This window comes from Pantoea sp. 18069, from assembly GCF_902706035.1.
In the GTDB taxonomy this organism is placed as follows: domain Bacteria; phylum Pseudomonadota; class Gammaproteobacteria; order Burkholderiales; family Burkholderiaceae_C; genus Comamonas.
Genome location: NZ_CACSJA010000001.1, coordinates 21,128 through 46,774, shown reverse-complemented (window position 1 = coordinate 46,774; position 25,647 = coordinate 21,128). Strand labels below are relative to the sequence as shown.

Sequence of the window (25,647 nt, the reverse complement as noted above, 5' to 3'; positions counted from 1 at the left end):
TTGCGCCATTGGATGGAGAGTGTATGAAGCGATTTTTGACAAGTATCCTGCTCGTGGCCGGCGCCGGCCTGGCCCAGGCCGACGGGCTGCAAAGCCTCGAGGCCTTCATGCAGGGTGCACAGGCCGGCCGGGCCGACTTCACCCAGACCGTGACTTCGCCGGGCAAGGACGGCCAGGCGGCGCGCAGCAAGACCTCGAGCGGCCAGTTCTCGTTCCAGCGTCCGGGGCGCTTCAAGTTCGAATACCGCAAGCCGTTCGAGCAGCTGATCGTCGCCGACGGCAAGACCCTGTGGATGTACGACGCCGACCTGAACCAGGTCACGCAGCGCGCCCAGGCCAAGGTGCTGGATGCGACGCCCGCGGCCATCCTCGCCTCGGCGGCCAATGTTCAGGCATTGCGTGCCGATTTCGACCTCAAGGCCGCGCCCGACCAGGACGGCCTGCAATGGGTGGAGGCGCTGCCCAAGGCCAGGGACGGCCAGCTGCAAAGCGTGCGCGTGGGCTTTGCGGGCGACAAGCTCGCGGCCATCGACATGCTCGACAGTTTCGGCCAGCGCTCGCTGATGCGCTTCACGGACGTGCAGACCAGTGCCAGCCTGCCCGCCGAGACTTTCAAGTTCGTTGCCCCCAAGGGCGCGGACGTGCTCGCGCCTTGAGTTTCAGCGCCGTTCAGGCGCGCGTGCGCACCGGCTGAAGCCGGTCCATCAGTCCGCAGGCCAGCAGCGTCGCGGCCACGGGCAGCAGCCAGCCCAGGCCCATCGCGGTGCCGGGCAACCGTTCGAGCCAGTCGGGTGTCCAGTCGCTCAGGCCCAGGGCCTGCACGGCGTTGAGCAGGCCGAAGACCAGCGCGACCAGCATCACCGGCACGAATACGCGCGGCGCCGATTTCCACACGCCTGAAAGCAGGCTCAGGCCGACCAGCGCGATCGCCATCGGGTAGATCGCCACCAGCACCGGCACCGCGACTGTGATCAGCTGCTCCAGCCCCTGGTTGGCGAGCAGCATGCTGACCAGGCTCAGTGTCACGACCATGCCGCGGTAGGACATGCCCGGAATCAATGTGCTGAAATAGACGGCGCAGGCACTGACCAGACCGACGCCGGTGGTCAGGCAGGCCAGCAGGATCACGGCCGCGAGCAGCAGCATGCCGGGGGTGCCGAAAGTGTGCTGCACATAGGCCGTCAGGATCTGCACGCCGGTGCTGGCCTCGGCCACCACCGAGCCGCTGTGCGCGCCCAGGTGCATCAGCGAGATATAGACCAGGCACAGCCCGATGGCGGCGATCACGCCGGCGACGATGGCGTAGCGGGTCTGCAGGCGCGCATCCTTCACGCCGCTGTCCTTGATGGCGTTGACGATCACGATGCCGAACACCAGCGCGCCCAGCGCGTCCATGGTCTGGTAGCCCTGGGTGAAGCCCTGGGCCAGCGCGGCGTGCTGGTAGTCGCCCGAGCTCGGCAGCATGCCGCCCGCGGGCAGAAGAAAAGCCGCACCGCCGAGCACGGCCAGGGCCAGGATCAGCACCGGCGTGATCAGCTTGCCGAGGTTGTCCATCAGCTTGCCGGGGAACAGCGCGAGCAGCAGGACCAGGCCGAAATAGACCACGGTATAGGCCAGCAGCGCACCCGCGCCATTGCCGACGAACGGCGCCATACCCATCTCGAACGAGACGGTGGCGGTGCGCGGCGTGGCGAACAGCGGGCCTATGATCAGGTAGACGACAATGCCCAGCAGCGTGCCGGCCACGCGCCCCAGCGGCGCGGTGATCGTGTCCATGCCGCCGCCCACGCGGGCCAGCGCGACCACGGTGAGCAGCGGCAGTCCCACGCCGGTGAGCAAGAAGCCCAGCGCCGCGCTCCAGAGGTTTTCACCCGCAGCCAGGCCCACCATGGGCGGGAAGATGATGTTGCCTGCGCCGAGAAAGAGCGCAAAGGTCATGAATCCCAGGGCGATGAGGTCGCGCGTTTGAAGGGTCTGCATAGATCGGGAAGATGAATGGGGCTGCAAGGCCGCGAAAAGCAAGGGTGGATCGCGCGTGATGACCATTTGCCGGCCTGCGGCTGGCAAATGAAAAAGGGGTGAATTCTAAGTGGGTGCCCACTGGCCGGCATTGCGCAGGGGGCAAAGCCTGAAAGACTGCGCTGTTTTGCGGCGGGTGCGCGCCATGCCGCCGCAGCGCCGAGGGCCTATTGGACGGCCTTCTCGCCCGCTGGTGGCCAAGCGGCTAAGCTTGGCACTAGTGCCCTGTCGGCACATTGCCCACTGCCATGGTTATACCCGTTTCTCTTTCTTTCCCTTTGCTGACCGCGCGCTTGCGCCCGGGGCCGGCCGCTTGTTCGGCGGGAGCACGCCATGTCTGATCTGTTCGCGCAGGAGCCCGTGGCGCCACTGGCCGAAGCCCTCAGGCCCAGGACCCTGGACGAAGTCGTCGGGCAGTCGCACCTGCTCGGTGAAGGCAAGCCGCTGCGGCTGGCCTTCCAGTCGGGCAAGCCGCATTCGATGATTTTCTGGGGGCCGCCCGGGGTCGGCAAGACCACGCTGGCACGCCTCACGGCGACGGCCTTCAAGTGCGAGTTCATCGCGCTGTCCGCGGTGTTCTCGGGCGTCAAGGACATCCGGGCCGCGATGGAGCAGGCCCAGCAGAATCTGGCGCTGGGCAAGCACACCATCCTGTTCGTCGACGAAATCCACCGCTTCAACAAGTCCCAGCAGGACGCGCTGCTGCCGTATGCCGAAAGCGGCCTGGTGACCTTCATAGGCGCGACCACCGAGAACCCGTCCTTTGAAGTGAACTCGGCCCTGCTGTCGCGCGCCCAGGTCTATGTGCTCAAGTCGCTGACCGATGACGAACTCAGGCAACTGCTGCAACGGACCCAGGAAAAGGCGCTGGGCGACCTGGTGTTCGACGAGCGGGCGACGGACACCCTCATCGGCTATGCCGACGGCGACGCGCGCCGCTTCCTGAACCTGCTCGAGCAGACCGGCACCGCGGCCAGGACGTCGGGCATCACGCTGATCACGGCGGAGTTTCTCGAAAACGCCCTGACCCTGAATGCCCGGCGTTTCGACAAGGGCGGAGACAACTTCTACGACCAGATTTCAGCGCTGCACAAGTCGGTGCGTGGCTCCCATCCCGATGCCGCGCTCTACTGGCTGACCCGCATGCTCGACGGCGGCGCCGACGCGCGCTACCTGTCGCGGCGCATCGTGCGCATGGCGTGGGAAGACATAGGCCTGGCCGACCCCCGGGCCATGCAGATCGCCAATGACGCCGCCCTGACCTACGAGCGGCTGGGCAGCCCCGAAGGCGAGCTGGCGCTGGGGCAGGCGGTGATCTATCTGGCCATCGCTGCCAAGAGCAATGCGGGCTACAACGCCTACAACCAGGCCAAGGCCTTTGTGAAGCAGGACAAGAGCCGCGAAGTGCCGGTGCACCTGCGCAATGCGCCGACCAGGCTCATGAAGGAGCTGGGCTACGGCCATGAATACCGGTATGCGCACGATGAGCCCAATGCGTATGCGGCTGGCGAAACCTATCTGCCGGACGACATGGCCGAGCCCGGCTGGTACCAGCCCGTGCCGCGCGGGCTGGAAAGCAAGATCGGCGAGAAGCTGGCGCTGCTCAGGAAATGGGACGAAGAGGCGGGCAAGAAGTAGGCAGGACGCTGCGCTATCGATTGCGTGGCGGGGAGATCACTGCTTCGGTTTGCAGCAATTGCACTCGCGAATCGATGCGATTTTGTGCGATTTAACGTGGTTTGGTGCGGTCCTTTTCGGTTGCACGCAATCCTGCACAAACCATCCAATGACTTATGACATATTTTTGTCTTTTGAGTCGAAATAGACGCTGAAGCCTGTCACATTCGGGGTGTTCCGCGCAGGCCTGTCGCGATCTTTTTCGGCTGTTGGTTTTATGACTACAGCCCCGCAACCCGCAGCCCGCCTTGATTTCCGGGGACCGTTCCGAAGGCAACAGCGCTTGCGCAAGAGGTCTTTCATGGCAGATGCGTTCGATTACGGGACGATGACATTGCCGGGAGTACACTTCGCCCCGTTGACGCCGGCAAGCCTCCCCGCCCCGCTTTCGTGTGTGTGAGTTCGCCTGCGTGTCCGTCAGAAACCCTGGTAAGGAATCCCATGCTATTTGGCAAGCTGCTGCCACGCGAAGGTAATTTTTTCGAAATGTTCAACCAGCACGCGGATCGCATCGTCGAAGCCGCCCATGCGTTCTCGCAGCTGGTGGCGAACTACGGTGATCCCCACCTGCGCGACAAGTACAACCAGGATGTCGACAACGCCGAGAGCGCTGCCGACCGTGTGACGCACGAGGTGAACAAGGCCTTGCACAAGACGTTCATCACGCCGCTGGACCGCGAGCAAATCCACTCGCTGATCAACACCATGGACGACGTGGTCGACCTGATCCAGGATTCGGCAGAGACCATGGCGCTTTATGACATTCGTCATATGACAGATGAAATCTCGCGCCTGACCGACCTGAGCGTCAAGTGCTGCGAGCGCGTGCGCGATGCGGTCAAGATGCTGGACCGCATCTCCGACGCGAACACGGCCGAAGCCGCGCTCAAGACCTGCGAGGAAATCGACCGCCTCGAATCCGATGCCGACCGCGTGATGCGCACGGCCATGAGCAAGCTGTTCCGTGAAGAGCCCGATGTGCGTGAAGTCATCAAGCTCAAGGCAATCTACGAACTGCTCGAAACCATCACCGACAAGTGTGAGGACGTGGCCAACCACATCGAGGGCATCGTCCTCGAGAATTCCTGATCCGGCCGGAGTCCTCACGTAATGGAAACCGTACAAGCCGCCCTCTGGGTCGTGGTCATGCTGGTGGTGCTGGCCTTGCTGTTCGACTTCATGAACGGCTTTCACGACGCGGCCAACTCGATTGCGACCGTCGTCTCCACCGGCGTGCTCAAGCCGGCGCATGCCGTGCTTTTCGCCGCATTCTTCAATGTCATCGCGATTTTCGTGTTCCACCTGAGCGTGGCCGCGACGGTCGGCAAGGGCATAGTGCAGCCGGGCATTGTCGACACCCATGTGGTGTTCGGCGCGCTCGTCGGCGCGATCGCCTGGAACCTGATTACCTGGTACTACGGCATTCCCAGCAGCTCCTCGCATGCGCTGATTGGCGGCATCGTGGGTGCGGTGATCGCCAAGGCCGGCGCGGGTTCGCTGATCGCCAGCGGCATCTGGAAGACCGTGGCCTTCATCTTCGTGTCGCCGCTGCTGGGCTACCTGCTCGGTTCGCTGATGATGGTGGCGGTCGCCTGGATCTGCCGCAGGTCAAGGCCGAACAAGGTCGACAAGTGGTTCCGGCGGCTGCAACTGGTTTCGGCCGGTGCCTACAGCCTGGGGCATGGCGGCAATGACGCGCAGAAGACCATAGGCATCATCTGGCTGTTGCTGATCGCCACGGGTTACACCAGCGTCAGCGACGCGGCGCCGCCGACCTGGACCATCATTTCCTGCTATATCGCCATCGGCCTGGGCACGATGTTCGGCGGCTGGCGCATCGTCAAGACCATGGGCCAGAAGATCACCAAGCTCAAGCCCGTGGGCGGTTTCTGCGCCGAAAGCGGTGGTGCGCTGACGCTGTTCATCGCCACGGCGATGGGCGTGCCGGTCTCGACCACGCACACCATCACGGGTGCGATCGTCGGCGTGGGCTCGACCCAGCGCGCCAGCGCCGTGCGCTGGGGCGTGGCCGGCAACATCATCTGGGCCTGGGTGCTGACCATTCCGGCCAGCGCATTCGTCGCATCGATTGCCTATTGGGTCAGCCTGCAGATATTCTGAGCACCCCCTGAGGCGCTTCGCGCCTTCCCCCTCTCAACCTTCGGTGGAGGGGGACGGCAGCCTCGGTGCGGGGCGGCCCTTCCTCGCTGCCTCCTTGCTGGGGCGCGCCAGGTTCAGGTATCGCTCCCTGGGCTGAGGAGGCTATTGGGAGATCTTGCGCGCTTCCTCGATCTGGTACTCGAAATAGTGCTGGAAGCTGTAGGCCAGGCTCGCCATGAGCACGGTCGCGCCGAACATCAGCGACAGGCCGATCGCAAACACCGTGCCCCAGTGGGTGCGCCCGGGAGCGGCGTCGGCGCCCGTGCTTGGGTTGAAGCGTGCATTCCAGGCGTCGGCGGGCGTGAGGCCATACAGAATGGCGCGCAGCGCGCAGCCGGCAATGGTGAAGCCCAGCAGCGGAATCAGCAGCCAGCTGAGCTGGTCGTCCTGGCCCAGCGCCTGCACGCGCTGCATGCCGTAGATGCCCAGCGCCGTGGGCAGCGGCAGCAGCCAGCCGCGCCAGTCGCCCAGGCCGTAGAGGTAGAAACGGTGCAGGCCCAGTGGCCCGCCGATAAAGGCCAACCAGGCGGCCAGGGTCTTGCTTTTCATGCGCCCATTATTCGCGCGAAGCCGGCTGCCGGCTACCCAGGGATTACGCCTTGGCAACGGGCGGCGTGCGGTCGCCGTCGCCCAGTTCCTTTTCCATCAGCACGATGTCCAGCCAGCGGTCGAATTTCCAGCCCACCGAACGCATGACGCCGATCTCGCTGAAGCCGGCCGCGCGGTGCACGCCGATCGAGCCTGCGTTGGCCGAGTCGCCGATCACCGCCAGCAGCTTGCGCACGCCCGCGGCCTGCGCCTGTTCGCTCAAGGCCTGCAGCAGCAGCCGGCCCAGGCCCTGGCCGCGCGCGGAATCGGCCACGTAGACCGAGTCTTCGGCCGAGAAGCGGTAGGCGGGCCGGGGCTTGAACCAGTTGGCGTAGGTGAAGCCCAGGATCTGGCCATCCTCGCCTGCGGCCACGAGATAGGGCAGGCCGCGTGCGAGCACGTCGGCGCGGCGCGCGGCCATGTCCTGCTCGCTGGGCGGGTCAATCTCGAAAGTGCCGGTGCCATGCAGCACGTGGTGGCGGTAGATGGCAGTGATGGCAGGGATGTCTGACTCGGTGCTGGCGCGGATATTAGGCATAAGGGAAAGAAGTCGATATAATCGTGAGCTTTGCTGCGTGTCGCTGGCCGGGTGGCCATGTCGCGTGTCTCAACGTGGCAGAAAACATTGCAGCAGTTGCTGCAAACCACCCAAAGGATAAATTATGGTCGTCATTCGACTTTCTCGCGGCGGCTCCAAGGCCCGTCCTTTCTACAACATCGTTGTGGCTGACAAGCGCACCCGCCGTGATGGCGCCTTCATCGAGCGTCTGGGTTTCTACAACCCTACCGCACGTGGCGGCGAAGAAGGTCTGCGCATTGCGCAAGACCGTCTGACGTACTGGAAGAGCGTGGGCGCGCAATCGTCGCCCACGGTGGACCGCCTGATCAAGCAAGCCTCCAAGGCAGCTGCTTAATCTGACGCTTCCCTGAAGGCGGGTTCCGTGGCTTATGCTTGCGGAACCCGCCTTTTTTTGTTGCCTGGCCGCCCCAAGGCAAAAAAAGCCCCCTGGGGGGCAGCGCAGTTGCCCTAGGCGGGCCCCGCGAAGCGAGCCGGCGTGGGGGCCTTTTTTATTTCTATTTTTGCTTGCACCATGGCCCTTCTTCCTGTTTTCGAACCCGCTCAACTGCCTGCCGACGCCGTAGAGGTCGGCCGCATCGCGGACGCCTGGGGTGTCAAGGGCTGGTTCAAGGTGCTGCCTTTCAGTGCCGACGCCGAAGTGTTGCTGTCGTCGAAGCAATGGTTTTTGCAGCCGTCCGAGCGCGGCGCGCGCACGTTCACCGGCACGGTGCTGATGCCGGTCAAGCAGGCGCGCGAGCATTCGGGCTCCATCGTCGCCACGGCCGAGGCGGTGGCCGATCGCACGGCGGCCGAGTCGCTCAAGGGCGCGCGCATTTTCGTCTCGCGCGCCGAGTTTCCCAAGGCGGCCGAGGACGAGTATTACTGGGTCGACCTGCTGGGCCTGGACGTGATCAACCGCGAAGGCCTGGTGCTGGGCCAGGTCAAGGACCTGATGTCCACCGGCCCGCAGACCGTGCTGGTGATTGCCTACGAGGAAGATGGGAAAACGCTGGAGCGCATGATCCCATTTGTCTCGGCCTATGTGGACAAGGTCGAATTGCCCGAGCGCCGCATCATGGTCGACTGGCAAACGGATTATTGATGGCCTGTATGTCGTTGCCGCGGCCCGTGCCGCGCAGGAAGGGTCCACGCCATGCGTTTTGACATCATCACCTTGTTTCCGGAGCTGTTCGCGCCGTTCCTTGCCAGTGGCGTCACGCGCCGCGCCTATTCATCGGGCCAGGTCGCGGTGCGGCTGTGGAATCCGCGCGACTATGCCCAGGGCAATTACCGTCGCGTCGACGACCGGCCTTTTGGCGGTGGCCCCGGCATGGTGATGATGGTCGAGCCGCTGCAGGCCTGCCTGGACGCGATCCGTGCCGACCGCGCCGAGGACCCGGCCGCACAGGTGCCGCTGGTGCTGTTCTCGCCCATCGGCCGCAAGCTCGACCACCCGGCCGTGGAGCGCTGGGCGCAAAGCCCGGGCGCGATCTTGCTGTGCGGGCGCTACGAAGGCATTGACCAGCGTTTCATCGACACCCATGTGAACGCGCAGATCAGTCTTGGCGATTTTGTGCTCTCGGGAGGCGAAATCGCCGCGATGGCGCTGCTCGACGCGGTCACGCGGCTGCAGCCTGGCGTGCTCAACGACGAAGGCAGCCACCAGCTCGACAGCTTCAACCCCACCCTCAACGGCCTGCTCGACTGCCCGCATTACACGCGTCCCGAAGTCTGGCAGGGCCAGGAAGTGCCGCCGGTGCTGATCTCGGGCCACCATGCGCTGATCGAGCGCTGGCGCCGTGACCAGAGTCTGGAGATCACCGCCCGCAACCGCCCCGATCTGCTGGCCCAGGCGCGCGAAGGCGGGCATCTGACCCGCAAGGATGAAGCGGTTTTGGCAAAAATAGCGGACGGGCTATAATCGAGGGCTGTCGATCCTCTGCCGGCCGCTGCATTCGAGGAGCCCGGGCTCATAGCATCGGGCAAGTAATGCAGCCATACAGTGCCAATCCCGGTGCTTGCCAATTGTGGCGCGGACAAGATCGTTGGATGTAACCATGAATCTGATCCAGACTCTTGAGCAGGAAGAAATCGCCCGCTTGAACAAGACCATCCCCGTGTTCTCCCCCGGTGACACCGTCATCGTGAGCGTGAACGTGGTTGAAGGCGCGCGCAAGCGTGTGCAGGCCTACGAAGGCGTCGTGATTGCCAAGCGCAACCGCGGCCTCAACAGCGGCTTCACTGTTCGCAAGATCTCCAGCGGTGAAGGCGTGGAGCGTACGTTCCAGACGTACAGCCCGCTGATCGCCGGCATCGAAGTCAAGCGCCGCGGTGATGTGCGCCGTGCCAAGCTGTACTACCTGCGCGAGCGCAGCGGCAAGTCGGCACGTATCAAGGAAAAGCTGCCAGCTCGCAAGACGGCAGCCGCGCCTGCTGCCGCCGCAGCAGCGCCCGCTACCGCCGCCTGAATCGCCTAGGCGTTTCGAGAAAGCCGCTACAGTTCGCTGTAGCGGTTTTTTTATTTTCGGACGCAGTTCCGTCTCTTTTGCAGGAATTGGCCTGTGCTCCCTTCTTCCTTGGTTCCCCCCAGCCCAAGCCCGCTTGCGCCGGGCTTTGACCCCCGTTCGGTGCCCGTGCTGGCCGTCGACAGCCATCTGCCCGCCATTCCTGCGAGCGCCCAGACGGCCGATGCCCTGCGCCACCGCTTTGCGGCGCCGCCGCTGTGGTCGCCGGAGATCGAGCGCGAACTCCTGCTGCCTGATCGCGCGCCGGCCGAAGCCGCGGTGCTGATCGCCATCGTGCAGCGTGACCAGCCCATGGTGCTGCTGACCGAGCGCACGCGGCATCTGTCCTCGCATTCCGGGCAGGTGGCTTTTCCCGGCGGCAAGCGCGACCCCGAGGATGTGGATGCGGCCGCGACGGCGCTGCGCGAGGCGCACGAAGAGGTCGGGCTGGACCCGGCCCTGGTCGAAGTGCTGGGCAATCTGCCGCCCTATGTCACGACCACCGGCTTTGTCGTGACGCCGGTCGTGGGCCTGGTGTCGGCACACGCCCGCTATCAGCCCAATCCCTATGAGGTGGCGGATCTCTTCGAAGTGCCGCTGGCCTTTGTGCTCGATCCCGCCCACCACCAGCGCCACGCGCTCGACCGCCCCGAAGGACGGCGCGAATGGTTGTCCATGCCCTACCAGGACGGGCCTGTGCAGCGCTATATCTGGGGCGCAACGGCGGGCATGTTGCGCAACTTCTATCGCTTCATGAGGGCATGAAGCACTCCGTGTGCGGTTATCGCTTCGCGGTGGGGCGCGCCGCCCTGGCGGCGGGGCGGCCATCCGCCCCTGAGCCGGGGCCCGCCAGTTTCATGGGCGATCGCAAGCGTCATGGATTGCCGAGGCCCGCAGGCCGGACAGGCAAAGTATGATGGCTGCATGAGTTTCTTCGCCATCCTGTTAGCCTTGCTGATCGAGCAGGCCCGCCCGCTGGCCCGCAACAATGCCGTTCACGCGGGGTTGCGTGCCTGGACCGTCTCCGTGCGTCGCAATTTTGATGCGGGTCAGTCGTATCACGGCTGGGTCGCCTGGGGTCTTGCCGTGCTTGCTCCGGCGCTGCTCGCCCTGGGCGTGCATTGGCTGCTGCTGTGGCTCGTGGGCTGGCCGCTGGCCCTGGTCTGGAACGTGGCCGTGCTGTACGTGACGCTGGGCTTTCGCCAGTTCAGCCACCACTTCACGCGCATCCGCGATGCGCTCGAAGCGGCGGATGAATTCACGGCGCGCGAGGAACTCGCGCAGTGGCAGCAGGTGGATACCACCGAAGTGCCGCGCAGCCAGGTGGTGCGGCATGTGATCGAGTACTCGGTGCTGGCCGCGCATCGCCATGTGTTTGGCGTGCTGTTCTGGTATTCGGTGCTCGCGGCGCTGGGCCTGGGGCCCATGGGCGCGGTGCTGTACCGTTCGGCGGAATTCGTCTCGCGCTACTGGTCGCGCCAGGGCTTCATGGGTGCGCAGCCCGTGAGCGAGCGCCTGCAAAGCGCCGCGCGCCAGGCCTGGATGTGGATCGACTGGCTGCCCGCGCGGCTCACGGCGCTGAGCTTCGCGGTGGTAGGCAGCTTCGAGGAAGCGATCGACGGCTGGCGCTTCCATGCGCAGCGCTTTCCCAACGACAACGACGGCGTGCTGCTCGCGGCCACGGCCGGTGCTATCAACGTGCGGCTGGGCGGCGAAGCGCTCAAGGCGCGCGAAGACGCACTGCCGATGCCGGGTTTCGACGGCGAAGCCGATGTCGACGACAGCGACTCGACGCCGGGCCGCCTGCCCGAACTGAGCCACCTGCGCAGCGTGGTCGGCCTGGTCTGGCGTTCGGTGGTGGTCTGGCTGCTGCTGCTGGCGTTGCTGACGCTGGCGCGCCTGCTGGGCTGAACCCTGGCGCCCCTCGTGGGGCGCTTTTTAATACCGCCGCTCGGCGCTCAATTCCTCGAACAGGTCCTGGTAGATCCGGTAGCGGTTGGCGCTGATGTGGTGCGCGCTGTCCTTGGCATCGACTTCGGCCATGACGGCGCAGCCTGGCTCGTGCAGATGGGTGCAGTTGTAGAACTTGCAGTCGGCCGCGCGTGCGCCGATGTCGGGCATGCAGCGCGCGAGGTCCATCGGGCCGATGTGGTGCAGGCCGAACTCCTGGAAGCCGGGTGAGTCGAGCAGCGCGGTCTGGCGGTCTTCGTCGACCCAGTACCAGGTGGTGCTGGTCGTGGTGTGCTTGCCCGAGTTCAAGGCCTGGGAGATCTCGCCGGTCTGCGCGCGCGCGCCCGGCACCAGCAGGTTGATCAGCGTGCTCTTGCCCGAGCCCGAAGGGCCGAGCACCAGCGTGGCCTTGCCCTGCAGGTGCTGCATCAGCACCGCGCGGTCGGTCTCGCTCGATTCGGTCAGCGACAGCGGCAGCACGCCGTAGTTCAACTGGTCGCTGCCGTGGCGCATGTGGCGGTAGGGCAGCAGCCGTTCCCAGGCGCGCGCAAACGGCTCGACCAGATCGCTCTTGTTGAGCGCGATCAGCGGCGTGATGTGCGAGGCTTCGGCGGCGATCAGCGCGCGCGCCAGCTGGCTTTCGGAAAACACCGGGTCGGCCGCGATCAGGATCAGCACCTGGTCGATGTTGGCCGCAAACGACTTGGTGCGGATTTCGTCCTGGCGGTAGAACAGGTTGCGCCGCGGCAGCACCTTCTCTATCGTGCCTTCGTTGCCCTGGCCCGCGGCCGGCATGATCCAGCGCACATGGTCACCGACCACGGCCTGGCTTTTCTTGCCGCGCGGGTGGCAGATGCGGCGCGAGCCGTCCGGGGCTTCGACCACGCAGTGGCGGCCATGGCTCGCAACGACTAGGCCTTCGGGGCGGGCGCTGTCCTGCGTCATGCGAGCAGGGCATCGATGCGGCGCGCGCAATCGAAGTCCGTGGCCGAGACGCCGCCGGCGTCATGGGTGTTGAGGCGCACGTTGCAGCGGTTGTACGTCACCTTGAGGTCCGGGTGGTGGTCCTGCTGGTGGGCGATCAGCGCCACGGCGTTGACGAAGGCCATGGTTTCGTAATAGTTCACGAACGAAAACGTCTTTTCGATCGCCAGGTCCTGGCCGTCGCCGCTGAGCTGCCAGCCTTCGGCCTGGGCGAGTTGCGAGACCAGTTGCGTGGCGGAAAGGGCGCGGCGTGGCTGGGTGGACCAGTCCTGTTGCTTGAGTGGGGTAGTGGTCATGGTGCTGTCATGGGGCGTGAGGGGCCAGGGCAGGAGCGGGCGCCGGCAGGCGCGCGAGGCGCGCTATGGCCGGTGGGTGCGAATAGTAGAAGGCGACGTAGGTCGGGTCGGGCGTGAGCGTCGAGGCGTTGTCCTCATAGAGCGTCAGCAGCGCCGACGCGAGGTCTGCGCCCTGGGACTGTTCCGCGGCGTAGGCATCGGCCTGGAACTCGTCGCGGCGCGAGAAATAGGACATCAGTGGTGTGAGGAAGAAGCTGAACACCGGCACGACCAGCATGAACAGCAGCAGCGCGACGGCCTCATTGCCCGCGAGGGCGCTGGCGCCGGTGAGCAGCATCTCGAGGCTGGGGCGCACGCCCAGCCCGGTGTAGAACCACGGCTGCTGCGACAGCCAGCCGAGCAGCGCGAGCGCGGCCAGGCTCAGCGCAAACAAGCCGACCAGCCGCTTGGCGATATGGCGGTGCTTGAAATGGCCCAGTTCGTGGGCCAGCACGGCTTCGACTTCGCCCGGCGAGAGCTGCTTGAGCAAGGTGTCGTAGAACACCACGCGCTTGGCCGAGCCGAAGCCCGTGAAGTAGGCATTGGCATGGGCCGAGCGGCGGCTGCCGTCCATCACGAACAGGCCCTTGGCCGAAAAGCCGCAGCGCTGCATCAGCGCCGTGACGCGCTGCTGGATGGCCTCGTCCTTGAGCGGCTCGAAGCGGTTGAACAGCGGCGCGATCACGCTCGGGTAGAGCCACATCAGCAGCAGGTTGAAGCCGGCCCAGACGGCCCAGGCCCAGAGCCACCAGAGCGCGCCGCTCGAGGCCATGAGCCAGAGGATCAGCGCGGCCAGCGGCAGGCCGATCACGGCGCCGACCAGCGTGGACTTGAACAGGTCGGCAAGCCATAGCCCGGGCGTGAGCTTGTTGAAGCCGAAGCGCTGCTCGACGACAAAGGTCTGGTACAGCGACAGCGGCAGGCCGGCCAGGCCCGAGATCAGCGCGAACGCGGCAAGCAGCGCGAGCTGCTGGTGCAGGCCCTGGCCCAGCCACTGCAGCAGTTGCTGGTGCAGCGCATCCAGGCCGCCCAGCAGCGTCCAGCCCAGCAGCAGGGCGGTGGATAGCGCCAGGTCGACCAGCCCGACGCGTGCCTTGGCCTGCGTGTAGTCGGCGGCTTTCTGGTGGGCCGCGAGCGGCACATGCCGAGCAAACGCCGTTGGCACTTGGGCGCGGTGGCGCGCGACATGGCGCACCTGGCGCGAAAGCAGCCACAGGCGCGTGAGCAGTTGCAGCACCAGCAGTGCGGCAAAGCCCAGAGTCAACAGCAACGAAGGTGAAAATGGGGTAGGCGAAAGCATCTGCGGGCAGTGTAGGCGACAATTCGCGCCATGTCCGATGCCCCCATCTCCAACCCTCCCGTGCTTGCGAAATCCGATTTGAATCTCGTCTGGCTTGACTGTGAAATGACGGGCCTGCAGCCCGAGACCGACAGGGTGATAGAGATCGCCGTCGTGGTCACCAACTCCGATCTGTCGATCCGCATCGAAGGCCCGGTCTTTGCCATCCACCAGAGCGACGCGCTGCTCAACGGCATGGATGCCTGGAACAAGGGCACGCATGGGCGCAGCGGCCTGATCGAGCGCGTCAAGGCATCGGAAGTGAGCGAGGCCCAGGCCGAGCGCGAGCTGATCGCTTTCCTGTCGCGCTATGTGCCCAAGGGCAAGGTGCCGCTGTGCGGCAACAGCATAGGCCAGGACCGGCGCTTCCTGGTCAACTACATGCCCAAGCTCGAAGCCTTCTTCCATTACCGCAATGTGGACGTGAGCACCTTCAAGGAGCTCGCGCGCCGCTGGAAGCCCGCGGTCTGCGCGTCGTTCAAGAAAGCGCAGCGCCACACGGCGCTGGCCGACGTGCATGAATCGATCGACGAGCTGATCCATTACCGCGCGCATTTCCTTGCGCTCGAGCCGCTGGCGGCCTGACCGTCGCCCGGGGCGGGCTGGCATGGCCTTGGCCAACGTCGGGTAATCCCAGGGGTGCGCTTGCCAATTCCAGTAAAGCCATGTCATAATTCGCAGCTTGCCCCTACCCCTTGGGGTAAGTTTGCGCATCTCCCATCACTCACCGGGCCCCGCTTTTTGATCCGTGCGCCTCGCACGGCAAAGCAACTTATGCCCAGCCGCCTCACTTTCGAGCCGGCCACGTTTGACGGTTGATGTTTTTTAACCGTCATTGAAGCACCGCAGACATCTGTTCGGTGGCGCTTCATCGTGAGAAACAAATGAACGACAACATTATTGAGCAGGGCGTTGCCGCCGCTGCAGAATCTTCTTTGGACCATTCCATTTTGAACGCAGCGCATATTGCTGCCGACGACGCTGCCATCGTTGCAGACGCCGCATCCATCATTTCCGATTCGCTGGAAACTGAAGCTGAACAAGCTGAAGTCGTAGAGCAAAAGCCCAACGGCTTCGTGGAACTGGGCCTGGCCCCTGAACTGGTTCAGGCTGTCGCCGACCTGGGCTACACCCAGCCCACCGCCGTGCAAGCCAAGGCCATTCCGCTGGCAATGAACAAGGGCCCCAACGCGACCGCCTTTGTCGATCTGATGGTGTCGAGCCAGACCGGTTCGGGCAAGACGGCTGCGTTCCTGCTGCCCGTGCTGCACACGCTGCTCGAGCAGCAAGCCGAAATCGAAGCCGAAGGCCGTGCCGAATTCGAGCGCGCCTGCGCCGAAGCCGCGGCCAATGGCGAACCGGCTCCCAAGCGCAAGCGCAAGGACCCGACCAACCCCCGCAACTTCAAGGCTGCCGCTCCCGGCGCCCTGATCCTGTGCCCCACGCGCGAGCTGGCCCAGCAGGTGGCGCATGACGCCATCGAGCTGGTCAAGCATTGCCGCGGCCTGCGCGTTGCCAACGTGGTCGGTGGTATTCCTTACCAGCTGCAAATCGCCAAGCTGCAGAACGCCAATCTGGTGGTGGCCACGCCTGGCCGTCTGCTGGACCTGCAGCGTTCGATGCAGATCAAGCTCGACAAGGTGCAATTCCTGGTCGTCGACGAAGCCGACCGCATGCTCGACCTGGGCTTCTCGGACGACCTCGCCGAAGTCAACCAGATGACGGCACAGCGCCAGCAGACCATGATGTTCAGCGCCACGTTCGCGTCGCGCATTCAGCAGCTGGCCATGCGTGTGATGCATGACAACGGCGCTGGCGTCAAGAAGATCCAGATCGACTCGCCGCAGGAAAAGCACTCCAGCATCAAGCAGGTGCTGTTCTGGGCCGACAATGCCCAGCACAAGCGCAAGCTGCTGGACCACTGGCTGCGTGACACCACGATCAACCAGGCCATCGTGTTCGCTTCCACGCAGGTGGAATGTGACGGTCTGGCCACCGATCTGCAGCAGGAAGGCTTCTCGGCCGTCGCTCTGCACGGTGCACTGAGCCAGGGTCTGCGCAATCGCCGCCTGCAGGCACTGCGCGGCGGCCAGGTGCAAATCCTGGTGGCTACCGATGTCGCCGCACGCGGTATCGACGTGCCCACGATCACCCACGTGTTCAACTACGGTCTTCCCATGAAGGCCGAAGACTACACCCACCGTATCGGCCGTACCGGCCGCGCCGGTCGCACGGGTCTGGCCGTGACGTTCGCCGAATTGCGCGATCGTCGCCGTATCTTCGATATCGAAGCTTTCACCCGCCAGCAGTTCACCGCGGAAGTGGTGCCTGGCCTCGAACCCACGCAGCGCGCTCCCCAGGGCGGTCGCCCTGATGGCCGTGGCCGTGGCGGCGAAAGCCGTGACTACTCGTCGCGTGGCCGTAGCGGCTTCGGCGGCGGTGGCGGTGGCGGCGGTCGTAGCTTCGGCGGCGGTGACCGCGGCGGCTTCGGCGGCGGCGGTGGCGGTGGCGGTGGCCGTAGCTTTGGCGGCGGCGGTGGTGATCGCGGCGGCTTCGGCGGCGGCGGTGACCGCGGTGGTTTCGGCGGCGGTGACCGTGGTGGTGATCGTGGCGGCTTCGGCGGCAACGACCGTGGCGCTGGTGGTTTTGGCGCCCCCCGTGGTGCGGCTCCCCGCGACGACCGTGGCTTTGGCGGTGCTCCGCGCCGTGATGGCGAAGGCTTTGCTCCGCGCAAGCCCGCATTTGCCGACAACCGTGGCGGTGATCGCGGCGGCTTCGGCGGCGGCGACCGTGCTCCCGCACGTGAATACGGTGCGCGTCCGGCCTATGCTGGCAAGCCCGCGGGCGGCCCTGGCGGCAAGCCTTCGTTCACGCCCCACGACGCCCGCAAGCGTCCTGCACGCCCTGCCCGCTGATCTTCAGCGCTGAGCATGCAAAAAAACCGGCCTCAGGGCCGGTTTTTTTATAGTGCGCCCAGCATGAACTGACCGCAAGAAGCTGGACAGTTCGAAGTTAGTGACTCAAGGCCTGAGTTCGGTATTGCACCGGGCTCAGGCTTTTTGGCTTGAGCTTGATGCGTTGGTGGTTGTAGTAGTGAACGCAGCGGCGCTGGCCAGACATCCGTCAAGAGCGCCAGCAGGCATTTACCGGTCCAATGCGGTACACAACGTGATGATTGGCCCAACCCGATCGAAGCCGGCGCGGGCTGGATATTCCCTTGGTGCCGGATCAACTCACCCGGCAGGCACTACTGCATGCGCGCAACCCTTGCCCGATCATCGATCTGAGCTTTCAGCGAACACTGCTGGCAGGTCTGCCTGGGCCATGGATGTCGCCGCCGAAACCGAATTAGAGCGTCGCCCTGGGCGGACGGCCAGCGCGAGTCACCCGACACAGAATGCGGTTTCATATCGGCTATTACCTGCATTTGGCAGCGTATATTCACGCTCCTCAAAAAGCATCTGCATCAGAAAAGGCTGGAGTTTCAGATATCCGTCGAGATATGGCCTTGCAGGCTTCCAGTAAAGGCTGTACGTAAGACTGCAAAGGTTCTTCCTTTTGCCTAAATCGTAAAGTGCTGACGCTGATAGCGGCAAGGGGATGGCCTTGGTGACCAATGATGGCGGCCCCAAAGCAGCAAATGCCGGGCTCTTGCTCCTCGTCATCAATCGACCAACCACGGCTGCGTATGTCTGCGAGTTGGTGGCGTAAATCTGGCAGCGTGGCAATGGTCCTGGGTGTATAGCAGGGTAATGGATCGGGCTGTGCTTTCAGCAATTTCTCGCAAGCAGACTCTTCGAGTGCCGCGAGATAGGCTTTGCCCACCGCTGTGGAGTGAAGCGAGACATTCGTCCCGATGCGCGAAGTCATGCGAACGGCGCTCGGGCTTTCCAGTTTTTCTATGTAAACCATGTGCTGGCCATTCAATACCGCCAAATGAATGGTTTCGCCCGTGATATCGCGCAGTTTCTTGATGTCTTCTATGGCGGCCAAGCGCAGCTCCGAGCGCTCCCAACTCCGGCTGGCCAATTGAATCAGGCGCGGCCCTAAAACCAAGCGGCCTGTTCGAGGGCTTTCTTCCAGCAGCCGTTCTGCAACCAGTGCGGCCACTGTGCGATGAACAGTAGGGCGGGGGTAGCCGCTCAGTTTGCTGAGTTCGGCGATGGTCAGCGGCTCGGCTGTATCGGAGATGAGCTGCAGCAGATGAACAAATTTAGAAAAAGCAGCAGTTCCCGCAATTTGTGAACTTGCCGAAGGGGTGGCCGTAGGCGATCGTTGCATAGCGAAATCAAGATTGGGGAGGGTCTTCTGAGTGCTCATTATCGGCTCGCAGTTCTCGTCGCGCGCGACGGCTGCTGCCGATGGCAGCAAAGCCGTGCTCAGCAGGGGAAAACCCCAGTGTAGTGGGCTTTGGTATGCTTTTACAATGACCACATTGCAGACAACATGTCCATATTGTGGAGTTTAATCATGCCAGTTGACCAGCAAGACGAGCAACCGCTGATGCCATATCAGTACGCCAATCCGGTGGAGGCGTTGCCTGAAATCGTCATTTCAAACGCCATCCCTACCGATGAGAGGTTGTGGGTTCCCCAGGCAGAGAACGTGTGGTTCCGACCGTTGTGCCTCAACGCCAGCCAGGGCTACTGGATGAATCTGCTGCGTGTACGCAAGTCGGGGGTGTTGAGTCGCCATCGGCACCCGCAGGCTGTACACGGTTTCGTGCTCAAGGGCCGCTGGAAGTATCTGGAACACGATTGGTGGGCAGAAGAAGGTAGTTATGTCTTCGAGCCGCCTGGAGAAACCCATACCTTGTATGTGCCGCCGGACGTCGAAGAAATGATTACTTATTTCCAGGTCAACGGAATCATGTACTACACCGACCCCTGGGGAAAAGGAAACGGCTACGAAGACGTTTTCACCAAGATCGACATGTGCAAAAAGCATTTTTCTGAAGTGGGCCTGGGCGAAGACTATGTCAAACAATTCATTCGTTAAAAAGAACAGCGCGGCCCAATACGATTTCACCGGGCTGGTGGCTGTGGTGACGGGGGGGAGTCAAGGTATTGGCGCCGCTATTTCCGAACAATTGGCAGCCTGTGGGGCAACGGTGGCTGTTTGGGACCTGCACCCTCAAGAAGGTCCCCGTCAATGGCGAGTCGATGTGACGGATGCTGAAAATGTCGATAGAGCGTGCCAACAAACGATTGCGGAACTGGGAAAAATCGACATCCTGGTCAACAGCGCGGGCTATGCCGGCGCCACTCAGCCGCTGGAAACATATGAGCCTGCCGAATGGGAGCGGATCATTCTGGTCAATCTCATGGGCACTTTCAATACCTGCCGGGCGGTAGTTCCTGCGATGCGGCGTGCGGGCAACGGGCGAATCGTCAATATCACTTCGTTGGCGGGTAAAGAAGGTACGCCGAATTCGTCGGCCTACAGTGCATCCAAGGCGGGAGCCATGGCCATGACCAAATCGCTGGGCAAGGAGCTGGCCGACACCGATATTCGCGTGAACGCCGTGGCACCTGCCGCGATCCGCACCAGCTTGCTGGATCAAATGTCGCCTGAGCACGTGCAGACCATGATCAACAAGAGTCCCATGCGGCGTCTGGGTGAAGTCCAGGAGGTGGCCGAGATGGTGACGTGGCTGTGTTCGGGCTCCTGCACCTTCAGCACTGGAGCGGTCTTTGACCTGTCCGGCGGGCGTGCTACCTATTGATCCATGCATTTGACGGCATTCGTGTGGATGTCGTCGAACCAGGATGGAGCGGCCAAGTATCACTGCCGGGGAAAGCCTGTCGGTCGATGGCGGCTACCTGATTGCCGAAAACCCAGGGCGCACCCGATGCGCCCAATCTCAAGGAACTCCTATGCCAAGCCAACCCATGGTCGTCATGCGCCATGACGCCGCCACGCTGCGCGCCATGGCCCAGGCCATGCTCGAGCGCGTGGGCTTGTCCAGCGACCGGGCTGCCGACGTGGCGGATATTTTGGTCGAAGGTGACCTGATGGGTCACGACACGCATGGCCTGCAATTGCTGCCTACCTATCTGGCCGAGATCGAAAGTGGCAGCATGGCGGTCGAGGGAGACTTCGACGTGCTGGCCGATCGCGCTGCCGTGGCAACGTGGGACGGCAAGCGCCTGCCCGGCCCGTGGCTCACGCTGCGGGCGATGGACAGTGCAATGGCACGGGCGCGTGATTACGGCACCGGCACGGTGACCATCCGGCGCGCCCACCATATCGGCTGCCTGGCCGCCTACCTGGAGCGGGCTGCGCAAGCGGGCTTCGTGATACTGCTGTACTCGTCGGCTCCGGCGGCCCAGTCGGTGGCACCGTTCGGCGGCACCCATCCGCTGTTTTCGCCCAGCCCGATGGCGGCGGGCTTCCCCACGCCGCAAGGCCCGGTGCTGATCGACGTCTCGACTTCCATCACTACGGTCGGCATGACCACCCGGCTGTACAAGCAGGGCAAGCGGTTGCCGCACCCGTGGCTGATCGACGAGCACGGCAATGCCAGCAACGATCCGGCCGTCCTGTTTGCGCCGCATGCAGGCTCGATCCTGCCGCTGGGCGGCCTGGATGCCGGCCACAAGGGCTATGCGCTATCGCTGATGGTGGAAGCACTGACGGCCGGCCTTTCGGGCCATGGCCGCGACGACCCAGGCAAGAACTGGGGCAATACGGTGTTTCTGCAGATCCTGGACCCCTCGGCCTTCGCGGGTGAAGAGGCCTTTGCGGAACAAATGGGTTGGATCGCACGCGCCTGTACCGACAACCCGCCACGCCCAGGCGTTGATCGCGTGCGCCTGCCGGGGCAGGGCGCCTTGGAGCGCAAGGCGCGCCAGTTGCGCGATGGCGTGGCATTGAATCCGGCCATCCTGTCCCAGCTCCAGCCCTGGCTGGAGAAGTTCGGGATGACTGTCCCCGCAGCACTGACTTGAGTACCAGGCACATGCATTACGAATTCGATTTCAGCTTTCTCGCGACGCATTGGCCGGCACTGGTTGACGGCACACTGCTGACCCTGCGCATGTCCGTGACGACCATCGTGTTTGGCTTCGTCTTCGGCGTGGCGCTCGCCGTGGCCCGCACGCAAGGCGGCCCGCTGCTGCGCAAGGCGGTGGTGTTCTATGTGGAGCTGCTGCGCAACACGCCGCTGGTGGTCCAGGCTTTCTGGCTGTTTTTCGGTTTGGCGGCAATTCAGGTTCGTGTGCCGGCGCTCGCGGCCGCAATCATCGCGCTGGTGATCAATGTGTCGGCCTATACCGCCGAGATCGTGCGGGCCGGCATGGAGTCGATCCCGCGCGGTCAACTGGAAGCTGCGTCATGCCTGGGAATGTCGCGCTGGAAGGTGCTGCGGCTCGTCATCCTGCCGCAGGCGGTGGAGCGCATGTATCCAGCGCTCATCAGCCAATTCGTGCTGATGATGCTGGCCACTTCCATCATGTCGCAGATTTCTGCGGAAGAACTGACGGCTGCCGGTTACGGCATCCAGTCCGATACCTTCCGTGGCTTCGAGATCTACCTCGTCATCGCCGGCATCTACCTCGTCATGTCGTGGCTGCTGCGCCTGACCATGGGGGGCCTGGCCAACCTCGCCTTCGCTCGTCGCCGCCGTCTCAAGACGCCGCTCTGATCTCCTGAATACCAGAAGGAAAACAGCATGCTGTTCGGAATTTCGCTCGACCTGGTCGGCTTCATCTTCAAGGGTGCGGGCTGGACGCTGGTGCTCTCGCTCATGGGATTTGTCGGCGGAGCGCTGGCGGGCCTGCCGATCGCGCTGGCCCTCGCCCGCGGCGGCTGGCTGCTGCGCCGCGTGACCGGCGCTTATGTGCAACTGGTCCAAGGCATTCCGCTGCCGGTGATCATGTTCCTGTGTTATTTCGGCATCAGCATTGCTGGCTTTGACCTGCCTTCGCTGGTCGCGGCCGGGCTCGCCATGACGGCGTATGCCAGCGCCTACCTCGGCGAAATCTGGAAGGGCTGCATCCAGGCCGTGCCGCGTACGCAGTGGGAGGCCGCTGAATGTCTGGCGCTGCGGCCTTTGCAGCGCGTGGGCTACGTGATCCTGCCGCAGGCAGTGCGCATCGCCGTCGCGCCGACGGTGGGGTTCCTGGTGCAGATCGTCAAGAACTCGTCCTATGCCGTGGTCATCGGGTTCTTCGACCTGACCTATTCCGCACGGGTGGTGAACAACTCCACCTTCAAGCCGTTCATCGTCTTCACATTGGCCGCGTTGCTGTACTTCGCGATCTGCTATCCCCTCTCTTCGCTGGCGTACCGCCTTGAAAAGCGCCTGGGGCGGCGCTGACCACGGCCATTGCATATAACAAGGATATTTCCCATGGATGACATCGTCCGCTTTCACAAAGTCTGCAAGTCGTTCGGCACCGCGCAGGTCCTCAAGGGGGTGAGCTTTTCTGTCGGTCGCGGTCAGGTGGTCGCGCTGATTGGCCGCAGCGGCTCAGGCAAGACCACGGCGTTGCGCTGCATCAACGGCCTGGAAACCCTCCAGGGAGGTGAGCTGCAGGTTTGCGGCCGGGATATGCACTCGGGCACGGTCGATCTGCTGGCGTTGCGGCAGGAGGTCGGCATCGTGTTCCAGAGCTACAACCTGTTTCCCCATCTCACCGTGCTGCAGAACGTGACCCTGGCGCCGCGCAAAGTCAAAGGCATTGCACGCAAGCAGGCAGAAGAGCTGGGCATGCAGATGCTGCGCAAGGTCGGGCTGGAGGAGCGCGCTGCCTACTACCCAGAACAGCTCTCCGGAGGCCAGCAGCAGCGTGTGGCCATCGCTCGCTCGCTGGCCATGGAGCCCAAGCTCATGCTGTTCGACGAAGTGACTTCGGCGCTGGACCCGCAACTCACCGGCGAGGTGCTGCGCGTTATCGAGCGGCTCGCACAGGACGGCATGACGATGGTGCTGGTCACGCACGAGATGGCGTTTGCCCGCTCGGTGGCCGATCAGATCCTGTTCATGCACCAGGGCATTGTCTGGGAGCACGGCGGCAGGGATCTGCTGAACAGCCCCACGACTCCGGAACTGCAGCAATTCGTGGCCAACGGGCTGTGAGCCTGTAGGTCATTTCATTTTTCACCCTCATCAAGAGACATATCCCATGAAGTTCAATCGACGTACTTTTTCGGCCTTGGCCGCGCTCCTGCTCGGTGCAGGCGCTACTGTCGCCCATGCTTCGAACGCGCTGGAAACCATCAAGCAGCGCAAGAAGATCCTCATCGCGGTGGACATCGGCTCTTTGCCTTACGGCATGGTGGACGGCCAGGCCCGGCAGGCCGGCTCCGACGTGGACGCGGCCAGGCTGCTCGCGCAGGACATGGGTGTGGATTTGCAGATCGTGCCAGTGACCGGGCCGAACCGGGTGCCGTTCCTGCTCACCCGCAAGGCCGACATCGTCATGGCTTCCTTCTCCATCACGGAAGACCGCAAGAAGGTGGTGGACTATTCCGAGCCATATGGCGTGGTTCCTATCGTGATCGCCGGCCCGGCGGCCTCCGCCGTTGCGTCCTTTGCCGATCTGGCCGGTAAAACCATTGCAGTTACCCGGGGCACCACGATGGACCAGGAGCTGACCCGCGCCAGAAAAGATGTTCCAAGCTTCACCATCGTGCGCTACGAAGACGATTCCACGTCCAATACCGCCGTCGTGACGGGCCAGCAAGACTACATCGCCACGCCGCCCAGCGTGGTCATGGCATTGAAGAAGGTCAATCCGTCGCGTGACCTCGTGGTCAAGTTCACCATGAAAACCAATCCCTATGGCGTCGGACTGCGCAAGAACGAACCAGAACTGAAGGCCTGGCTGGACAACTGGGTCAAGACCAACCTCAAGAACGGCAAGCTCAATGAAATCTACATCCGCTATCACGGCATGCCGTTGCCGGCAGACATGCTGCAGTAACCCCTCTATCTTGATTTGAGAAAACCCCATGCTGAATCCTTCCGACGCATCATCAGCCGTGCGCGTTATCCGGCTGCATCCGCAAGACGACGTCGTCATTGCTCTTGATCAACTGGTGACAGGTACTCTTATTTCTTCAGAAGGGGTCGCTGTCGCCGGGCTGATTCCGCCGGGCCACAAGATGGCCACGCGTGCCGTTGCCCAGGGAGCGCCCGTGCGGCGCTACGGGCAGATCATCGGCTTTGCCAGCAAGGCCATCCAGCCAGGCCAGCATGTGCACTCCCACAACCTGGCCATGGGTGATTTCACGCGTGACTACGCTTTTGGCGAGGAGGCCCGCCCCACCACGTCAGTGGCCGCACCGGCTACGTTCCAAGGCATCGTCCGCGCAGATGGCCGTGTGGCAACACGCAACTACATCGGCATTCTGACTTCGGTGAACTGCTCGGCCACGGTGGCGCGCGCCATTGCCGATCATTTCCGCCGTGACATTCATCCCGAGGCGTTGGCCGATTTTCCGAACGTGGACGGAGTGGTTGCCCTCACCCACGGCACGGGCTGCGCGATGGATGCCGAGGGCGAAGGTTTGGCCATGCTGCAGCGCACTTTGGGTGGCTATGCCTGCCACCCCAACTTTGCCAGCCTGCTGGTCATCGGCCTGGGCTGCGAAACCAACCAGATCCCCCAACTGCTGGCCACCCAGGGTCTGCAGGACGGCGAGCGCCTGCGCGCTTTCACGATTCAGGATACGGGCGGCACCACCAAGACCATCGCCCACGGCATCGAGCTGATCCGCGAGATGCTGCCGGCAGCCAATGCCGTGCGGCGTGAACCGGTGCCAGCAAGCCATTTGCTCGTCGGACTGCAATGCGGTGGCTCCGATGGCTATTCGGGGATTTCAGCCAATCCGGTGCTTGGCGCCGCGGTTGACCTCCTGGTTCAGCATGGCGGCACGGCCATTTTGTCGGAAACGCCCGAGATCTATGGTGCCGAGCATCTGCTCACTCGCCGCGCGCAAACGCCCGAGGTCGGTCGCAAGCTGGTTGCGCGCATCCGCTGGTGGGAGGACTATTGCGCCCGCAATGGTGCGGCGCTGAACAACAACCCTTCTTCCGGCAACAAGGCGGGCGGCCTGACCACGGTGCTGGAAAAGTCGCTGGGTGGTATCGCCAAGGGGGGCTCCAGCAACCTCGTGGATGTCTATGAATACGCCCAGCCGGTACGGGCGCAAGGCCTGGTGTTCATGGACACGCCCGGCTTCGACCCGGTTTCAGCGACCGGCCAGGTGGCTGGGGGGGCCAACCTGATCTGCTTCACCACGGGTCGAGGCTCGGCCTATGGCTGCGCGCCATCGCCTTCCTTCAAGCTGGCAACCAATACCGCGCTGTGGGAGCGGCAGTCGGATGACATGGACATGAACTGTGGCGAAGTGCTGGACGGGCACCGCACCATTCCTGAACTAGGGGCCGAGCTGTTTCAGCGCTTCCTGGACATCGCCTCGGGTGAACGCTCGCGCAGCGAATGCCATGGCTATGGGCAGCAGGAGTTCGTGCCATGGCAGATCAGCGTCATGGTTTGAGACGCATGACAAGCCGGGCAATCC

General features: G+C 63.7%; 27 protein-coding genes and 1 pseudogene. 20 read left to right on the top strand and 8 right to left on the bottom strand.

Annotated features, from left to right (window positions below; all coding sequences use genetic code 11):
- The first annotated feature begins 23 nt into the window (after window positions 1–23).
- On the top strand, window positions 24–656 hold the full coding sequence (lolA, locus tag GVL12_RS00240; protein WP_159910634.1) for an outer membrane lipoprotein chaperone LolA: 633 nt from the start codon (window positions 24–26) through the stop codon (window positions 654–656).
- 13 nt (window positions 657–669) lie between these two features.
- Here lolA and brnQ read toward each other — a convergent pair whose 3' ends face one another.
- Complete coding sequence (brnQ, locus tag GVL12_RS00235; RefSeq protein WP_159910633.1) at window positions 670–1,980, bottom strand: branched-chain amino acid transport system II carrier protein; 1,311 nt, start codon at window positions 1,978–1,980, stop codon at window positions 670–672.
- A gap of 372 nt (window positions 1,981–2,352) precedes the next feature.
- On the opposite strand from brnQ, the gene GVL12_RS00230 reads away from it, so the two are divergent.
- The 3 genes from GVL12_RS00230 (at window position 2,353) to GVL12_RS00220 (ending at window position 5,817) form a co-directional block, all read left to right on the top strand.
- Complete coding sequence (locus tag GVL12_RS00230) at window positions 2,353–3,657, top strand: replication-associated recombination protein A (protein WP_159910632.1); 1,305 nt, start codon at window positions 2,353–2,355, stop codon at window positions 3,655–3,657.
- A gap of 480 nt (window positions 3,658–4,137) precedes the next feature.
- Window positions 4,138–4,785, top strand: a complete 648-nt coding sequence (locus GVL12_RS00225) for a DUF47 domain-containing protein (RefSeq protein WP_159910631.1) — start codon at window positions 4,138–4,140, stop codon at window positions 4,783–4,785.
- Between the two features lie 21 nt (window positions 4,786–4,806).
- Window positions 4,807–5,817 carry an inorganic phosphate transporter gene (locus GVL12_RS00220; RefSeq protein ID WP_159910630.1) on the top strand — a complete coding sequence of 337 codons (1,011 nt, stop codon included), beginning with the start codon at window positions 4,807–4,809 and terminating at the stop codon, window positions 5,815–5,817.
- 141 nt (window positions 5,818–5,958) lie between these two features.
- On the opposite strand, the gene GVL12_RS00215 is transcribed toward GVL12_RS00220, so the two are convergent.
- Entirely contained in the window at window positions 5,959–6,405 is a 447-nt protein-coding gene (locus GVL12_RS00215) for a hypothetical protein (protein ID WP_159910629.1), read from the bottom strand.
- Window positions 6,406–6,448: 43 nt separating this feature from the next.
- Window positions 6,449–6,982 carry a GNAT family N-acetyltransferase gene (locus tag GVL12_RS00210; protein WP_159910628.1) on the bottom strand — a complete coding sequence of 178 codons (534 nt, stop codon included), beginning with the start codon at window positions 6,980–6,982 and terminating at the stop codon, window positions 6,449–6,451.
- Between the two features lie 124 nt (window positions 6,983–7,106).
- Between GVL12_RS00210 and rpsP the strand changes: the two genes are divergently transcribed.
- From rpsP to GVL12_RS00180, 6 genes are all read left to right on the top strand, one after another.
- Window positions 7,107–7,358, top strand: coding sequence for a 30S ribosomal protein S16 (gene rpsP / locus GVL12_RS00205; protein WP_159910627.1), 252 nt, complete (start codon window positions 7,107–7,109; stop codon window positions 7,356–7,358).
- 177 nt (window positions 7,359–7,535) lie between these two features.
- Window positions 7,536–8,105: a ribosome maturation factor RimM gene (rimM, locus tag GVL12_RS00200; RefSeq protein ID WP_159910626.1), complete on the top strand. Its 570-nt coding sequence runs from the start codon at window positions 7,536–7,538 to the stop codon at window positions 8,103–8,105.
- Window positions 8,106–8,156: 51 nt separating this feature from the next.
- Window positions 8,157–8,924 carry a tRNA (guanosine(37)-N1)-methyltransferase TrmD gene (gene trmD / locus GVL12_RS00195; protein ID WP_159910625.1) on the top strand — a complete coding sequence of 256 codons (768 nt, stop codon included), beginning with the start codon at window positions 8,157–8,159 and terminating at the stop codon, window positions 8,922–8,924.
- A gap of 136 nt (window positions 8,925–9,060) precedes the next feature.
- Window positions 9,061–9,471 (top strand): 50S ribosomal protein L19, encoded by a 411-nt coding sequence (rplS, locus tag GVL12_RS00190; RefSeq protein WP_159910624.1) that lies wholly within the window; start codon window positions 9,061–9,063, stop codon window positions 9,469–9,471.
- A 93-nt stretch (window positions 9,472–9,564) separates the two neighbouring features.
- Window positions 9,565–10,272: a CoA pyrophosphatase gene (locus tag GVL12_RS00185; RefSeq protein ID WP_159910623.1), complete on the top strand. Its 708-nt coding sequence runs from the start codon at window positions 9,565–9,567 to the stop codon at window positions 10,270–10,272.
- A gap of 159 nt (window positions 10,273–10,431) precedes the next feature.
- Entirely contained in the window at window positions 10,432–11,418 is a 987-nt protein-coding gene (locus GVL12_RS00180; RefSeq protein WP_159910622.1) for a CobD/CbiB family protein, read from the top strand.
- Window positions 11,419–11,445: 27 nt separating this feature from the next.
- Here GVL12_RS00180 and rsgA read toward each other — a convergent pair whose 3' ends face one another.
- From rsgA to GVL12_RS00165, 3 genes are read right to left on the bottom strand one after another with little or no spacing between them, the layout of a single operon-like run.
- Window positions 11,446–12,402 (bottom strand): ribosome small subunit-dependent GTPase A, encoded by a 957-nt coding sequence (rsgA, locus tag GVL12_RS00175; RefSeq protein WP_159910621.1) that lies wholly within the window; start codon window positions 12,400–12,402, stop codon window positions 11,446–11,448.
- Entirely contained in the window at window positions 12,399–12,737 is a 339-nt protein-coding gene (locus GVL12_RS00170; RefSeq protein WP_159910620.1) for a 4a-hydroxytetrahydrobiopterin dehydratase, read from the bottom strand. The genes rsgA and GVL12_RS00170 overlap by 4 nt, the downstream gene beginning before the upstream one ends.
- A 7-nt stretch (window positions 12,738–12,744) precedes the next feature.
- On the bottom strand, window positions 12,745–14,046 hold the full coding sequence (locus tag GVL12_RS00165) for a M48 family metallopeptidase (RefSeq protein ID WP_235033773.1): 1,302 nt from the start codon (window positions 14,044–14,046) through the stop codon (window positions 12,745–12,747).
- A 60-nt stretch (window positions 14,047–14,106) separates the two neighbouring features.
- Between GVL12_RS00165 and orn the strand changes: the two genes are divergently transcribed.
- Window positions 14,107–14,700 carry an oligoribonuclease gene (orn, locus tag GVL12_RS00160; protein WP_159910618.1) on the top strand — a complete coding sequence of 198 codons (594 nt, stop codon included), beginning with the start codon at window positions 14,107–14,109 and terminating at the stop codon, window positions 14,698–14,700.
- Window positions 14,701–14,999: 299 nt separating this feature from the next.
- The gene (locus tag GVL12_RS26825) at window positions 15,000–17,030 is read left to right on the top strand and encodes a DEAD/DEAH box helicase (protein ID WP_159910617.1); all 2,031 of its coding nucleotides are present in this window, start codon (window positions 15,000–15,002) and stop codon (window positions 17,028–17,030) included.
- A 97-nt stretch (window positions 17,031–17,127) separates the two neighbouring features.
- On the opposite strand, the pseudogene GVL12_RS00150 reads toward GVL12_RS26825, so the two are convergent.
- Both GVL12_RS00150 and GVL12_RS00145 read right to left on the bottom strand, forming a co-directional pair.
- Window positions 17,128–17,214: pseudogene (locus GVL12_RS00150) on the bottom strand (IS3 family transposase); the annotation flags it as partial.
- A 351-nt stretch (window positions 17,215–17,565) separates the two neighbouring features.
- A complete protein-coding gene (locus tag GVL12_RS00145; RefSeq protein ID WP_200843387.1) occupies window positions 17,566–18,435 on the bottom strand; it encodes an IclR family transcriptional regulator in 870 nt (289 codons plus the stop codon).
- A 150-nt stretch (window positions 18,436–18,585) separates the two neighbouring features.
- Here GVL12_RS00145 and GVL12_RS00140 point away from each other — a divergent pair, with 150 nt between their 5' ends.
- The 8 genes from GVL12_RS00140 to GVL12_RS00105 all read left to right on the top strand — a co-directional run bounded on the left by GVL12_RS00140 (window position 18,586) and on the right by GVL12_RS00105 (window position 25,623).
- Complete coding sequence (locus GVL12_RS00140) at window positions 18,586–19,113, top strand: 2,4'-dihydroxyacetophenone dioxygenase family protein (protein WP_159910616.1); 528 nt, start codon at window positions 18,586–18,588, stop codon at window positions 19,111–19,113.
- On the top strand, window positions 19,091–19,840 hold the full coding sequence (locus tag GVL12_RS00135) for an SDR family NAD(P)-dependent oxidoreductase (protein ID WP_159910615.1): 750 nt from the start codon (window positions 19,091–19,093) through the stop codon (window positions 19,838–19,840). Before GVL12_RS00140 ends, GVL12_RS00135 begins: the two co-directional genes overlap by 23 nt.
- 151 nt (window positions 19,841–19,991) lie before the next feature.
- Window positions 19,992–21,065: an Ldh family oxidoreductase gene (locus tag GVL12_RS00130; protein WP_200843386.1), complete on the top strand. Its 1,074-nt coding sequence runs from the start codon at window positions 19,992–19,994 to the stop codon at window positions 21,063–21,065.
- Between the two features lie 11 nt (window positions 21,066–21,076).
- Entirely contained in the window at window positions 21,077–21,760 is a 684-nt protein-coding gene (locus GVL12_RS00125; RefSeq protein WP_159910614.1) for an amino acid ABC transporter permease, read from the top strand.
- A 27-nt stretch (window positions 21,761–21,787) separates the two neighbouring features.
- Window positions 21,788–22,435, top strand: coding sequence for an amino acid ABC transporter permease (locus GVL12_RS00120; RefSeq protein ID WP_200843385.1), 648 nt, complete (start codon window positions 21,788–21,790; stop codon window positions 22,433–22,435).
- A 33-nt stretch (window positions 22,436–22,468) separates the two neighbouring features.
- Complete coding sequence (locus tag GVL12_RS00115; protein WP_159910613.1) at window positions 22,469–23,197, top strand: amino acid ABC transporter ATP-binding protein; 729 nt, start codon at window positions 22,469–22,471, stop codon at window positions 23,195–23,197.
- 46 nt (window positions 23,198–23,243) lie between these two features.
- A complete protein-coding gene (locus GVL12_RS00110; protein WP_159910612.1) occupies window positions 23,244–24,044 on the top strand; it encodes a transporter substrate-binding domain-containing protein in 801 nt (266 codons plus the stop codon).
- Window positions 24,045–24,072: 28 nt separating this feature from the next.
- Window positions 24,073–25,623, top strand: coding sequence for a UxaA family hydrolase (locus tag GVL12_RS00105; protein ID WP_159910611.1), 1,551 nt, complete (start codon window positions 24,073–24,075; stop codon window positions 25,621–25,623).
- The last annotated feature ends 24 nt before the right edge of the window (window positions 25,624–25,647 follow it).